Source organism: Roseobacter cerasinus (assembly GCF_009811755.1).
Taxonomy (GTDB): Bacteria; Pseudomonadota; Alphaproteobacteria; order Rhodobacterales; family Rhodobacteraceae; genus Roseobacter; species Roseobacter cerasinus.
Genome location: NZ_BLIV01000006.1, coordinates 334886 through 347760 on the forward strand (window position 1 = coordinate 334886; position 12875 = coordinate 347760).

The window sequence follows — 12875 nt, forward strand, 5'->3', positions numbered from 1 at the left end:
GCCAGAAAGACCTAGTTGCTAAGGACACATCTGCATGTCGCGGAGAGTTTGCGCGCGCCTGGTTCAGCTTGGTTTCGTTGGAGGTTCAGTCTTTTGTCGATGATCTCCGGACGGGTCGCGCGTCTCCACCCAGGGGTTTTCCGGCATTTTTGCGCTGCGCTTTTGAAGCCTTGTGTCTGGTTTTGTGCCGCGCCTTGCGCGAGCCCAAAGCCTTCGATGAGTCAGACGCATCCTTCTCGCGCGTCTTTGGTTTTGCCGGGTTTGTTTTGTTACCGTCCCGTTTCGGATGGGATAGCTTTGCTTTGCCCTGAGTTGGTTTGCCGGCCTTGGCTTTGGGGCCAGATGTCTGCTTCGCGGATTTGTCTTTGCCCTTTTGCTCTTGTCCTGAAGGTCTTTCACTTTGATTGCCAGCGACAGGTTTGCGCGCTGTCCTGAGCGGTTTGTCCGGGCGCGGCTTGCGATCTTGCGTCGCAACGCCCGTATGTTGTCGTTCGGCAGGCGGTCCCTTGGGGGAGGCGTCGAAATCCGGCACTCCCGGCAGCTGGGTCAGCCTTGCCCCTTGTTCCATCGTCATCTCTGAACCCAACTCCTGCAGCATCGCCGGGACAGCAGCACTGGCAATCTCGATGAAGGTTTCCTGGAATTGGACTCGGATCGCGCCGATTGCATCTTTCGACAGACCGGTATTGCGGCAGAGCATCGGCAACAGCCAGCGCGGCTCTGCGCGTTGCTTGCGCCCCAATGAAAGTGAGAACCAGATGCTCGGTCCAAAGTCGGCGTGTTCCTTGATTTTGCGCTCTTTGCGGTCGCCCCGCGCAGGACCAGCGCTCAGGATCTCTGGTGCTGAGTGGCGTTCCCGATAGAGCCGCAGATAGGCGGCTGCGATCTGCTCGGCGCTGTGAACCCTCAAAAGCCTCTCGGCAAAGGTCAGTTCTTCGGCGACCGGCGGATCGGTCCAGGCTGGATCGGAAATGATACGCTCCTCATCCCGGGCCAGAACCTCCTCCGGGGAGGGGGGCGCGCCCCATTCGGCCTCAAGCTTTGCGGATCTCAGCAAACGCTGCGCCTTTGCGCGCTGCCGCCTCGGCACAATCAAGACGGAGGTTCCCTTACGCCCGGCGCGTCCCGTCCGCCCGGACCGATGCAGCAAGGATTCCGCATTCGACGGAAGATCCGCATGGATCACCAGCTCTAGCCCCGGCAGGTCAATGCCGCGCGCCGCCACATCGGTTGCAATGCAAACACGCGCGCGCCCATCCCTGAGTGCTTGCAGCGCGTTGGTGCGTTCTGTCTGGCTCAGCTCTCCGGAGAGGGACACGACCGAAAACCCCCGGTTGGAGAATTTTGCGGTCAACCGCGCAACCATAGAGCGGGTATTGGCGAATACAATGGCCGTCTGCGCCTCATGGTAACGCAGGAGGTTGATGATGGCTTTTTCGATGTCAGACGGCGCGACCTCCAAGGCGTGGTAGGCGATGTCGGAATGCTGCGCGTCTGCGCTGCCAATCTTGAGGCGTTGGGCGTTTTCCTTCTGGTAGGTCTGCGCAAGCTTGGTGATGCCATGGGGCACCGTGGCGGAGAACAGCAATGTGCGCCGGTCATCAGGTGTCTGATCGAGGATGTATTCAAGGTCCTCCGCAAAGCCCATGTCCAACATCTCATCCGCCTCGTCGAGCACAACGGTGCGCAGATCAGTGAGATCAATCACACCACGGGCGGTGTGATCGCGAAGCCGCCCGGGCGTGGCGACAACCACATGCGCTCCACGCTCCAGCGCGCGGCGCTCGGTGCGGGCGTCCATGCCACCCACCGCCGATGCTGTGACGATCCCCGCCTCCGCGAACAGCCAGTCGAACTCCCGCCGAACCTGCAAAGCCAGTTCGCGCGTGGGCGTTATGACCAACGCCAGCGGTGTCGCAGGACGGTCAAACCGGCCATGCGCATCGAGAAGGTCATCCCGCATCGCCAGCCCGAACCCCACGGTTTTGCCGGACCCGGTTTGTGCCGATACAAGCAGATCAAGCCCCGCCAAGGCGTCTTCTGATACGGCCTGTTGGACAGGCGTGAGCCGGCTGTAACCTCGTTTTGTGAGGGCTGCGGACAACGTGCTCGGAAGGCCGGAGAAGTCTTGCATGATCATCAAATCCCAAGAAAGATTTGGCACATAGAAGCTTTTCACCCAAGTGTATAGTCCGCGCGGCATATGCAGGCGAACTCAGCCCCAGCGGGACGACACCGCCCACCCCAAGGGGCATTGCTTTTTCCATCGGACGGGCGTTGGTCGACAGCCGATCAAAACGTCGGCGGGCCGCACTACAAGGTTCCGGTAGACTGTCGAAAGTCCGTATTGGGCAGGCGGCAGTGGCAAATCCCGCTTTGCCGGGTGCTTCTATCGTCGCACAGATGATGGTAGAAATTCCGATCTAGCCCATCTGATGGCGCACTTCAGATTAGCGCCTGCATTTGACTTACGAAGAGTTTTGCGGTCGCGCAAGGTTCGCGGGTATCATAGGGACAACGTGTTCGGTGATCGGCGCAGTCACCCTTGCGTCTGCTCTGAACATGGGTCATGCACTGGCCGGTGCGCGTGCTGTGCAGTGTCGAAATAGGATGAATCGGCGGCGTTGGCCTGCGCTTCGGAATAACAAAACCGGCCTGCAGCAGTTCGAGTGAAGACATGGACATTGATCACCACGCCAGGCTTTCTGTGGCCCCCATGATGGATTGGACCGATCGGCATTGCCGGTATCTTCATCGTCTTCTGAGCACGCAGGCGCTGCTGTACACCGAGATGGTGACATCGGCGGCCTTGATCCGAGGTGGTGCGCATCACTTGCTCGAACACTCGGCCAGCGAACACCCCGTGAGCCTGCAGCTTGGCGGCTCGGACCCGGTCGAGTTGGCCGCCGCTGCGCGCCTTGGGGCTGAGGCCGGGTATGATGAGATCAATCTCAACGTCGGCTGCCCGTCGGATCGGGTGCAGTCCGGCTGCTTTGGTGCTGTTCTCATGGAGCAGCCGGGGTTGGTTGCGGACTGTGTCATGGCCATGCAGGAGGCGGTCAAGGTCCCCGTCACGGTCAAATGCCGGATTGGCGTTGATGATCAGGACCCCGAAACCGTGTTGCCCCACTTTCTTGAACGGATGATCGCGGCAGGCTGTGAGCGCGTGAGCATTCACGCCCGGAAGGCCTGGCTGCAAGGTCTCAGCCCAAAGGAGAACCGGGATATCCCGCCGCTGGATTATGACCTCGTTTTGCGGATGAAGCGGGCCTACCCGCAGTTGCACATCAGCGTGAACGGCGGGGTCACCTCCCTGGCGCAGGCGCAAGGCTTCCTGGAGGCGGGGCTCGACGGGGTGATGATCGGGCGCGCGGCCTATCACGACCCCAGCGACATTCTTTGCCGGGCGGATCCGGTGATCTTTGGCACTGGCTCTGAAACCGTGCCCGAGGAGGCGGTGCGGCAGATGTTGCCCTATATCGACGATCACCTGACCCGAGGCGGCAGGCTTGGTCAGATCACGCGGCACATGCTGGGGCTGTTCGCCGGGCGCCCAGGCGCACGGGCCTGGCGGCGCATCCTCTCGGAGGGCGCGCATCAAAAGGGCGCGGGGCCGGAGTTGGTCCTGGCGGCGCTGCAGCAGGTCGCGCCGGAACGTCACGAGCGGCAAGCGTGATCGGGGAGTCATTTTTCGCGAACGGGTGGGCCGTTTTCCCAAAGGAGCCTGCTGTCACAGGCTGGGTCACAGCGGCGTTGCCCTTCGCCCGGGCTGCAGTTGCCGCGCCTGAGAATGCGCATTTGCTCGCTTGTGGCGGCACGTGGTTTGTGGGGCTTGATGCCCTGCCAAATGATGCCGACGGGCGCCTTGGGGCCGGGCCGTCGCTGTCAGGCACCGCGGTCGACTTTGCCACAGAGCACTGCGGCGGCTGGCCTGCGCTGCACCGTGCGCAGCTGTCGGTGACCTACCCCGGCTATCCCAAACCACGCGAGGGCGAAAGCCCGGCGGCGTTTCGGTATCGGCAAAACCGGGATGCGGCGCATGTAGACGGCATCATTGGCGTTGGCGATCCCAAGCGGCGCTTTGTGCAGGAGCCGCATGCCTTTGTGATCGGTCTGCCAATGACGGACGCCTCGGAGGATGCGGCCCCGCTGGTTGTGTGGTCCGGAAGCCACCGCATCATGCAAGCGGCACTGCAGGCCGCATTCGCAGGCTGGTCAGGGGATCTGATAGAGGTAGATGTCACCGAGGTCTATCAGGCCGCTCGCCGCGAGGCCTTCGACCGGTGCCCGCGCGTTGCTGTGCACGGCCCCGTGGGCTCGGCCATCTTGCTGCACCGGCATCTGTTGCACGGCGTCGCCCCTTGGGCACCGCAGGCCAGCGCGGGGCCAGACGGGCGCATGATTGCCTATTTCCGGCCGGAGCTTGCGGGTGGTGTGCCCGCCTGGGCCAGCGCGCCCTGAGGCCTTGCAGCCGCCGCATCTCGGCCATGCGGGATGGTCAGGGTGACGCCCCCTTGGCAAGCCCAGGTGCAGCACGTATACGCGCAGCCTGATAATCCCAGGAGATCCCGGAATGGTTGGCAGTGCAAACCTCAACATCATGATCAAGGCCGCGCGCCGCGCTGGCCGCGCGCTGGCCAAGGATTTCCGGGAAGTGGAGAACCTGCAGGTCTCCATGAAAGGGGCGGGGGACTTCGTCAGCCGCGCTGACATCAACGCCGAACAGATGATCCGCGAAGACCTAATGGGCGCGCGTCCGACCTATGGCTGGCTGGGCGAGGAAGGCGGCGGCGACGACGGGCAGGACCCCACGCGCCGCTGGATTGTCGACCCGCTGGATGGCACCACGAACTTCCTGCACGGGCTGCCGCATTGGGCCGTCTCCATCGCGCTGGAACACAAAGGCCAGATCGTGGCCGGGGTGATCTTTGACCCCTCCAAGGACGAACTTTTCTTTGCGGAGAAAGGCGCAGGGGCCTGGATGAACGAGAGCCGCTTGCGCGTGTCTGGCCGCAGCAAAATGATCGAGGCGCTGTTCTCGACCGGGCTGCCCTTTGGCGGGCGGGCTGATCTGCCGGACACCCTGAAGGAAATGGCGCGGGTGGCGCCTGCGTGCTCTGGCATCCGGCGCTGGGGGGCGGCTGCGCTCGACCTCGCCTATGTGGCGGCGGGCCGGTATGATGGCTATTGGGAGCGGCGCCTGAACGCCTGGGACATCGCCGCAGGCAGCATCATCGTGCGTGAGGCTGGCGGCCTTGTGGAACCCATCGAAGAGGGCCGCGATATCATCGAGGACGGCACAATCCTCTGCGCCAATGAGGCGCTTTTTGCGCCGCTTGCCAAGCTCGTGCGGGGCTGATCAGCTCCACGGTCCGCGCGGACCGCGCCTGCGGCTTATCTTGGGAATGCTGCTCGCACCGACGCGGTAGCGCGCCTCCGGATGCGGTGGCTGCCCATCGGTCCTGCTCCAGAAGGCAGGCCCACCCCGTTTCATCCAGACCGGCAGGGCAAAGGCCAGGCCCGCCACAAACCCGCCGGCATGCGCCCAATAGGCAACCCCACCTGCGTCCGGGTCCGAGCCGAGGCCGCCGACGAACTGGAACCCGAACCACATGGCCAGCATGATCCAGGCGGGGATCGGGAAAATCCGGAAAAAGACAATGAAGATGATCAGGATATCCACCTTTGCCTTTGGAAAGAGCAAAAGATAGGCCCCCATGACACCCGCAATGGCACCCGACGCGCCCACCGTCGGGATGTTGGATCCGGGGGCGGAGGCATATTGCACCCACCCGGCCGCAATACCTGCGGCGATGTAGAAGATCAGATATCCCAGATGGCCAAGCTCATCTTCGATGTTGTCTCCAAAGATGAATAAAAACAGCATATTACCTGCAAGATGCATCCACCCGCCATGCAGGAACATGGAGGTGACCAGCGTGTAGCTGCCATCTCCGGCGTCGAGCCGCGCGGGGATCAGCGCCCAATCCATCCAGAAGCTGTTGATCAGGCGCACGTCCTGCATGATGCCCACATAGCTCAGGAAGATCCCGATATTAGCGGCCATCAGAATATAGGTCACATAGGGCGTGCGGCCTGACGGGTTGTGATCGCGGATCGGAAACATGCGCGCAGGCTGCGGGATCGCTTGTGCAGCGTCAAGGCTGCGTCTTGCGTCAGGTCGACGCCCCCAGCAGGGCCGCATTGCCGCCCGATGCGGTTGTATCGACGCAGACGTGGCGCTCCGCCCGCACACGGGTGAGATCAGGTTTGCCCGGTATCATCGGGATAATTGGACCTGCGCGGCGGCTCAGCGCCTGCTCGATCCTGCGGCCCATCTCATCGTCACCCCACCAAAGCACCCCGCCGTAGTCTGGCCCCTCGGTCAGCATGTCCGGATCAAGCATGCCGGTCGCCAGCACCGCAACCCCGCCCAACGCCTCGACTGCGCGGGCTTGGGCAGCGGCGGTCTCCGCCCCCGGCCCGGTGCAGAGTAACGCGGGGCGGGGCAGGGTGCTGAGCCGGTTCGATTCCCCCGTAGGCCCGGGCAAGATCTGTGCCGGGTGCGCGGCGGGCAGCGCAGCCCGCACCGCAGGCAGCTGTGTCATGGGATGCTCCCATGTACCCTCGCGCAGCTCCCTTTCAGGCGCGGCAAAGCGGCTCAAGTAGTTTGGCCCCCCCGCCTTTGGTCCGGTGCCTGACAACCCTTCGCCACCAAAGGGCTGGCTGCCAACAACAGCGCCGATCTGGTTTCGGTTGATATAGATGTTGCCTGCTTCAATGCGGTCGGAGACATGTTGCACCCGGTCATCGATGCGGGTCTGCAGGCCAAAGGTCAGCCCGTAGCCGGTGGCGTTGATGGCGTCGATCACCGTGTCCAACTCATGTGACTTGAAGGTGGCGATATGCAGGACGGGGCCAAAGATTTCGCGTTCCAAATCGCCGATACCGGCCAGTTTGATCAACGTCGGCGCAATGAAAGTGCCAGTCTCGGGGACGTCCAGTTCCGCCAGCACGCGGCCCTCGGCCCGCGCTTTGGCCACATGATCCGCAATTGTCTGACGCGCGGCCTCGTCGATCACCGGGCCCACATCGGTCGAGAGATCCCATGGCATGCCAAGGCGCAGACAGCGCATCGCGCCGATCAGCATCTCGGTGAAGCTTTTGGCGATATCCTCCTGCACGTAAAGACAGCGCAGGGCGGAGCAGCGCTGACCGGCGGATTGAAAGGCGCTTTCGATGATCGCCTGCACCGCTTGTTCGGGCAGGGCGGTGCTGTCGACAATCATAGCGTTCAGCCCGCCTGTCTCGGCAATCAGCGGGGTGCCCGGCGCACAATGCGCGGCGATGGCGGCGCGGATGCGTTGAGCTGTGGCGGTGGATCCGGTGAACGCCACGCCATTCACACGCGGATCAGACGTCAGTTGCGCGCCCACGTCGCCACCCCCCGGCAGCAACTGCAGCGCCGTGCGGGGCACCCCAGCTTCGTGCAGCATGGACACAGCCAGATGCGCGGCGAGCGGGGTCTGCTCGGCCGGTTTGGCCAGAACGCTGTTTCCAGCGGCAAGGGCCGCTGTGACTTGCCCGCAAAAGATGGCGAAGGGGAAGTTCCAGGGTGAGATGCAGGTGAAGACCCCGGCGGGCGGCGTGTCTGTGGCCTGTGCCGCGTAGTAGCGCAAGAAATCCACCGCCTCGCGCAGTTCGGCCACGCAATCGGGCAGCGTCTTGCCCGCCTCGCGGGCCAGCAGGGCGAAGATCTCGCCAAAGCGTGTCTCCATCAACGTGGCCGCCCGCAGGAGTGTGGCGCGCCGCTTGGCCAAAGGCACCGACCAGGGCTGTGCAGCGTCCAGTGCTGCAGCGACATCCGCCGCCGTGGCATTTTGCACTGTTCCGGGGCTGTCATCGGCGTTCGCTGGGTTCGAGACCGGCGTGACCTGACCCTCCGGCGACGTTTCTGTCGCCAGCAGCGGCGTGGCGGCCCACTGCGCCTTGGCAAAGGGCGCGCGTGCGGTGTCAATGTCCTTAAGCGTGGGCAAATGCGTCAGATCAAAGCCCAGAGCATTGGCGCGCAGCGGCAGGAACACCTCCGGCCCCTTGGCAATCGCCGGGCCCGTGTGCCGCGCCAGCATCTCAAACGGGTCTGCCGCCACAACCTCAGGCGGGACGTCTTCATCGACGATCTGATTGACGAAGCTTGAGTTGGCGCCGTTTTCCAACAGGCGCCGCACCAGATAGGCCAGTAGATCGCGATGCGCCCCCACCGGGGCATAGATACGGCAACGCGTGCCATTTTGCCGCATCACCAGCCGGTGCAGCGTCTCGCCCATGCCGTGCAGGCGCTGGAATTCATAAGTCTCCGGGTCTGCCGCCATATGCAGAATGGCCGCCACCGTATGCGCATTATGCGTGGCGAACTGCGGATAAATGCGGTCGGTCAGGCCCAGAAGACGCTTGGCGTTGCAGATGTAGGAGACATCAGTGGCCGCTTTCTGCGTGAAGACCGGAAAGCCATCGACCCCCTCGACCTGTGCGGCCTTTATCTCCGTGTCCCAATAGGCCCCCTTGACCAATCGGACCATGATCTTGCGGTCATGGCGCTCCGCCATCTGGTAGAGCGCGTCGATCACGGTTCCCGCCCTTGGCCCATAGGCCTGTACCACGACGCCGAAGCCGTCCCACCCGGCCAATGCAGGCTCAGCCATAACGCGGTCGATGACCTCCAGCGAAAGGGCAAGGCGGTCCGCCTCTTCCGCGTCCACATTCAGGCCCATGCCGGCGGATTTGGCCAGCAGCGCCAGTGCCCGCAGGCGCGGCACCAGATCGGTCAGGACCGTCTCTGTCTGCGCCACCTCATAGCGCGGGTGCAGAGCAGACAGCTTGACCGAGATGCCTGGATTCTTGCGGATATCCTCGGAGGTGCAGGCGCGCGCAATCGCGGAAATCGCACGGGAATAGCTCAGGTGGTAGCGCTTGGCGTCTGCGTCGGTGCGAGCGGCTTCGCCCAGCATGTCATATGAATAGGTGAAGCCGTCTTTCTCCATATGCGCCGCCCGGTCCATCGCGGCATCAATGTCCTCGCCCAACACGAATTGGCGCCCCATTTCCTTCATCGCCCGGCTGACGGCGGTGCGGATCACCGGCTCCCCCAGCCGTTTGATCGCGGCGCGCAGGTGGCGCACGGGGCCGGGCTGGTCGTCATCCAGCACGCGGCCCGTCAGCATCAGCGCCCAGGTTGAGGCGTTCACAAGGCTTGAAGTGGAATGCCCCAGATGCCGCCCCCAGTCTGAGGGTGCAATCTTGTCCTCAATCAAAGCGTCGATGGTGTCAGCATCCGGCACCCGCAGCAGCGCTTCAGCCAGACACATGAGCGCGATGCCCTCATCGGTCGAGAGGCCGTATTCCGCCAGAAACACCTCCATCAACCCCGGCGCCGTTGTTGCCCGGATCTGGCGCACCAGCTGCGCCGCAGCCGCCGATATATCCGTGCGGTCTGCGGCAGAGAGTGCGGTGCCGTCGATCAGCGCCTGCAGCACCGGCTCGGGCGCTGCAAACTTGCCGGTGTCGATGTCAAAAGACCGAAGGTCTGGAGTCAGTTGGGTCATGATGCACTCACGCTGGTTCATTGACCCAGTATAGCGCGTCACATAAGGTCATAGTGACCGATGTATGCGAATTTGGAGGGCGAAATGATCAAAGATATGTTGTCTGACGGAAAAAGCGATCAAGCCGACCTGGATCGGTTTGACCGTGCGATTCTCGCAGTGCTGGCAGAGGACGGGCGGATCAGCATCACCGACCTGGCCAAACGCATCGGCCTGTCGAAATCGCCTACGCAGGCGCGGCTGCGGCGGCTGGAGCAGAGCGGCGTCATCACCGGCTATCGCGCTTTGCTCGATCCCATCCAGCTTGGGCTTGATCACGTAGCCTTTGTCGAGGTCCGGCTGAGCGACACCCGCGAGGCCGCGCTGACCGCCTTCAACGCCGCTGTGACCAAAGTCCCCGAGATTGAACAAGCTCATATGATTGCGGGAAATTTCGACTACCTACTCAAAGTGCGCACACGTGATATGTCGCGCTATCGGCAGTTTCTGGGTGAGACCATTTCGACGCTGCCGCATGTGGCGGGCACATCGACCTTTGTGGCGATGGAGGCCGTGAAAGAAGCGATGTTGAGCGACACGACTTGACCGGCGCCTGATCCGTCGCCCATCATCGGGTCATGCGACATCTAATAGCAATCCTGTGCCTGCTGGGCGCTCCGGCGTTTGCGGATTGTCCTGCGCCAAAGAATGTCTCTGACAAGCTCGACGCGCTCTTCGCCCAGGCACGCGCGGCGGAGACCGATCAGGCAGGGCAGGAGATCTCGGGCCGGATGTGGGCGCTGTGGCTGCGGGCTCCGGATGACGCGGCGCAAGAGGTGCTCGACCGCGGTATGCGCAAGCGGCAGGTGCATGACTATGCCGGTGCGTTGAAAGATTTCACCCGGCTTGCGGAGTATTGCCCGCTCTATGCCGAAGGGTTCAACCAAAGGGCGTTTGTGCATTTCCTGCGCGAGGACTATCCCCGCGCACTGGAGGATCTTGACGCAGCACTCGCGTTGCAGCCGCGCCATGTTGGCGCCCAGTCCGGGCGGGCACTGACGCTTATGAACCTCGACCGCATCGCCGAAGCCCGGCTGCAACTTCAAAAGGCGCTGCAAAACAACCCCTGGCTGTCTGAGCGGTTTCTGTTGGCGGCCGGCGGGCCGTTGGCCCCGGATGGAGATGATATCTGAATGTGGTACCCGCTGGTTTGGGGGCTGCGCATCATCGCGGTGGCGGACAGATTTTTGCTGTGGCATACCACAGGTGTAAAGATGCGGACGTGGTGGAATCGGTAGACACAAGAGACTTAGACAAAGTTTGAGTGCCTCGGAGGAAACTTCGGGAGTAGAACTGCTCAAATTCGGGGAAAGCTAACGGCCGCATGGCGGCCCAGGCCGATCCCGAGCCAAGCCGGTCGGGGCCTCGCGCCTGGATCGGAAGGTGTAGAGACTAGACGGGCAGCACCTAAATCCGCTTGACGGGCAAGGTGAAGGGATAGTCCAGACCACAAACGGCGCTGCGACGTCGGCGGCGAAAGTCGTAGTTGGTATGAAAATCTCTCGATCGTATGATCGTGCGGGTTCAAGTCCCGCCGTCCGCACCAATACAATACCCACCATTCCCACTCTTGCCTAGCAAAATATGGGCATAGTTGTTATTTTTTAAAGAGGCAGATATGTTTCTGCGTAGTGATGCTGCGCAGTTTTTGGCTACGGATTCCCCAGATTCTCCGCAGGCGACTACGCAGAGAGAGGATATGGCCAGCATTTCCAAGATGGAGAACGGAAAGTTCCGTGCCCAAGTGTACCGTGATGGCGTGCGCAAGTCCAAGGTGTTTGCCACACGCAAAGAAGCGAAGCAGTGGGGCGCGCGCCAAGAGTACCTGCTGGAGAACGCGCCAGAGGTGAATTCCCGCATCCCGTTTGGTGACATTCTCGACCGATATGGCAGGGAGAAGTCATCGAAAAAGAAGGGCGCGCGTCCAGAGATAATCCGCATTGAGCGCATTCGCCGAGACCGGCTTGCTAAGGTTGCTTTGGGTGACTTGCGGGTCACTGACTTTGCAGAGTGGCGTGACAAACGTCTGACAGAGGTCAAGTCATCTTCTGTTCGGCGCGAGCTGGAGCAAATGAGTGCGGTTCTGCGCATCGCGCGCACAGAATGGGCCTTAATGTCCTCTAATCCCCTTGAGGGGCTGAAATGGCCATCTGACAGCCCGCCACGTGACCGCATCGCTACGCAAAAAGAGATTGAGGCGCTGCGCATTAGTGCGGGGTCGGATCTATTCACGCTTACTGGACGGACGTTCCAAGCTTGGCTGTTTGCCATTGAAACGGGTATGCGCGCTGGCGAGATAGCCGGGCTTCGATCAAAGCATATAGATGGGGTCCGGGCACATCTATCTGAGACGAAGAACGGTGACGCGCGTGACGTCCCCTTATCCAAGGAGGCATTGCGGCTGCTTTCCGGACTGCCTGAAAGTGACGCGGTGTTCAACCTGTCGTCATCACAGATTAGCAGCTTATGGCGGAAGCTTCGGGATAGAGCGGGGGTCAAGGATCTAACCTTCCACGATAGCCGTCATATGGCAGTATCTCGGATGGCCAGAAAGCTGCACGTTTTGGACCTGGCGCGCGTGATCGGGCACCGGGACATAAAAATGCTGATGAGGTACTACAACACATCTGTGGAAGACCTCGCATCACAGCTAGACTAGATCCGGGTTGCGGATCATCGTCACGCCAGCCTCCACTTTGCTTTCCAGTGAGGGGAGACGGCGTTTTACCGTGTCGATGCTCTTGCCGATTTTTGCCGCGTAGTCCTTCATTGGTATGAATTCGGGCTTTGGTTGCATCTGCACTTCGTCAAGGCGGCGGTTTAGTTCGCGCAGCTCCAGACGAATTGCGTCTAGATCGGCTTGCTCAATGGCGATAAGTGTTTGGGTCATCTCTGCTCCCCCTCTACCTGAGCCAGACGGGCTTTGAGGATGGCTATGAGCCAAGCACGGGCGGAATTCCCGTCTTCGTCTGAGCCTTGAGAAATGACGTGCCCAAGATCAGACATCTCTACAGTGCCGCCATATCGCAAAGACCAGATTTCTTACTTTACCACACGTTCATGCAGCAAAGCCTCGTGGAGCGCCTTAGCGGCATCGAGAGATCCCTTATCGGCGCACGTCGAAACGCCCCGCCGACACGCAGCTGCGCACCAGAATGAAAGAGCTGGCGTCCGAGCGGCGGCGGTTCGGCTATCGACGCCTGCACATCTTGCTGAAGCGCGAGGGATGGGAGG

At 61.9% G+C, this 12875-nt stretch carries 10 protein-coding genes and 1 pseudogene; 7 read left to right on the top strand and 4 right to left on the bottom strand.

Annotation, left to right across the window (positions count from 1 at the left end; genetic code table 11):
- Positions 1 to 85: 85 nt before the first annotated feature.
- Positions 86 to 2134: a DEAD/DEAH box helicase gene (locus tag So717_RS16745; protein ID WP_159979388.1), complete on the bottom strand. Its 2049-nt coding sequence runs from the start codon at positions 2132 to 2134 to the stop codon at positions 86 to 88.
- 543 nt (positions 2135 to 2677) lie between these two features.
- Here So717_RS16745 and dusA point away from each other — a divergent pair.
- From dusA to So717_RS16760, 3 genes are all read left to right on the top strand, one after another.
- Positions 2678 to 3676 (top strand): tRNA dihydrouridine(20/20a) synthase DusA, encoded by a 999-nt coding sequence (gene dusA, locus So717_RS16750; protein ID WP_159979390.1) that lies wholly within the window; start codon positions 2678 to 2680, stop codon positions 3674 to 3676.
- Positions 3673 to 4461: a phytanoyl-CoA dioxygenase family protein gene (locus tag So717_RS16755; protein ID WP_438810666.1), complete on the top strand. Its 789-nt coding sequence runs from the start codon at positions 3673 to 3675 to the stop codon at positions 4459 to 4461. Before dusA ends, So717_RS16755 begins: the two co-directional genes overlap by 4 nt.
- A 112-nt stretch (positions 4462 to 4573) precedes the next feature.
- Positions 4574 to 5359 (top strand): inositol monophosphatase family protein, encoded by a 786-nt coding sequence (locus So717_RS16760; protein WP_159979392.1) that lies wholly within the window; start codon positions 4574 to 4576, stop codon positions 5357 to 5359.
- Here So717_RS16760 and So717_RS16765 read toward each other — a convergent pair whose 3' ends face one another.
- Positions 5360 to 6127 carry a rhomboid family intramembrane serine protease gene (locus So717_RS16765; protein WP_159979394.1) on the bottom strand — a complete coding sequence of 256 codons (768 nt, stop codon included), beginning with the start codon at positions 6125 to 6127 and terminating at the stop codon, positions 5360 to 5362. It lies immediately after the preceding gene.
- A 49-nt stretch (positions 6128 to 6176) separates the two neighbouring features.
- On the bottom strand, positions 6177 to 9602 hold the full coding sequence (putA, locus tag So717_RS16770) for a bifunctional proline dehydrogenase/L-glutamate gamma-semialdehyde dehydrogenase PutA (protein ID WP_159979396.1): 3426 nt from the start codon (positions 9600 to 9602) through the stop codon (positions 6177 to 6179).
- An 84-nt stretch (positions 9603 to 9686) separates the two neighbouring features.
- Between putA and So717_RS16775 the strand changes: the two genes are divergently transcribed.
- The 3 genes from So717_RS16775 (at position 9687) to So717_RS16785 (ending at position 12300) form a co-directional block, all read left to right on the top strand.
- Positions 9687 to 10187, top strand: a complete 501-nt coding sequence (locus So717_RS16775; protein ID WP_238841017.1) for an Lrp/AsnC family transcriptional regulator — start codon at positions 9687 to 9689, stop codon at positions 10185 to 10187.
- A 32-nt stretch (positions 10188 to 10219) separates the two neighbouring features.
- Positions 10220 to 10774 carry a tetratricopeptide repeat protein gene (locus So717_RS16780; RefSeq protein WP_159979398.1) on the top strand — a complete coding sequence of 185 codons (555 nt, stop codon included), beginning with the start codon at positions 10220 to 10222 and terminating at the stop codon, positions 10772 to 10774.
- A 461-nt stretch (positions 10775 to 11235) separates the two neighbouring features.
- Entirely contained in the window at positions 11236 to 12300 is a 1065-nt protein-coding gene (locus tag So717_RS16785; protein WP_238841019.1) for a site-specific integrase, read from the top strand.
- On the opposite strand, the gene So717_RS16790 is transcribed toward So717_RS16785, so the two are convergent.
- Positions 12292 to 12531, bottom strand: a complete 240-nt coding sequence (locus tag So717_RS16790) for a hypothetical protein (RefSeq protein WP_159979400.1) — start codon at positions 12529 to 12531, stop codon at positions 12292 to 12294. The two genes, So717_RS16785 and So717_RS16790, sit on opposite strands and share 9 nt — an antisense overlap.
- A 217-nt stretch (positions 12532 to 12748) precedes the next feature.
- Between So717_RS16790 and So717_RS16795 the strand changes: the two are divergent.
- Positions 12749 to 12875 (top strand): annotated as a pseudogene (locus So717_RS16795) (IS3 family transposase); the annotation flags it as partial.

Bases quoted from the DNA above. Each gene is read 5' to 3' on its own strand.
- So717_RS16760 (WP_159979392.1), top strand. From the start codon at position 4,574: ATGGTTGGCAGTGCAAACCTCAACATCATGATCAAGGCCGCGCGCCGC.
- So717_RS16790 (WP_159979400.1), bottom strand. From the start codon at position 12,531: ATGACCCAAACACTTATCGCCATTGAGCAAGCCGATCTAGACGCAATT.
- So717_RS16765 (WP_159979394.1), bottom strand. From the start codon at position 6,127: ATGTTTCCGATCCGCGATCACAACCCGTCAGGCCGCACGCCCTATGTG.
- putA (WP_159979396.1), bottom strand. From the start codon at position 9,602: ATGACCCAACTGACTCCAGACCTTCGGTCTTTTGACATCGACACCGGC.
- dusA (WP_159979390.1), top strand. From the start codon at position 2,678: ATGGACATTGATCACCACGCCAGGCTTTCTGTGGCCCCCATGATGGAT.
- So717_RS16780 (WP_159979398.1), top strand. From the start codon at position 10,220: ATGCGACATCTAATAGCAATCCTGTGCCTGCTGGGCGCTCCGGCGTTT.
- So717_RS16775 (WP_238841017.1), top strand. From the start codon at position 9,687: ATGATCAAAGATATGTTGTCTGACGGAAAAAGCGATCAAGCCGACCTG.
- So717_RS16745 (WP_159979388.1), bottom strand. From the start codon at position 2,134: ATGCAAGACTTCTCCGGCCTTCCGAGCACGTTGTCCGCAGCCCTCACA.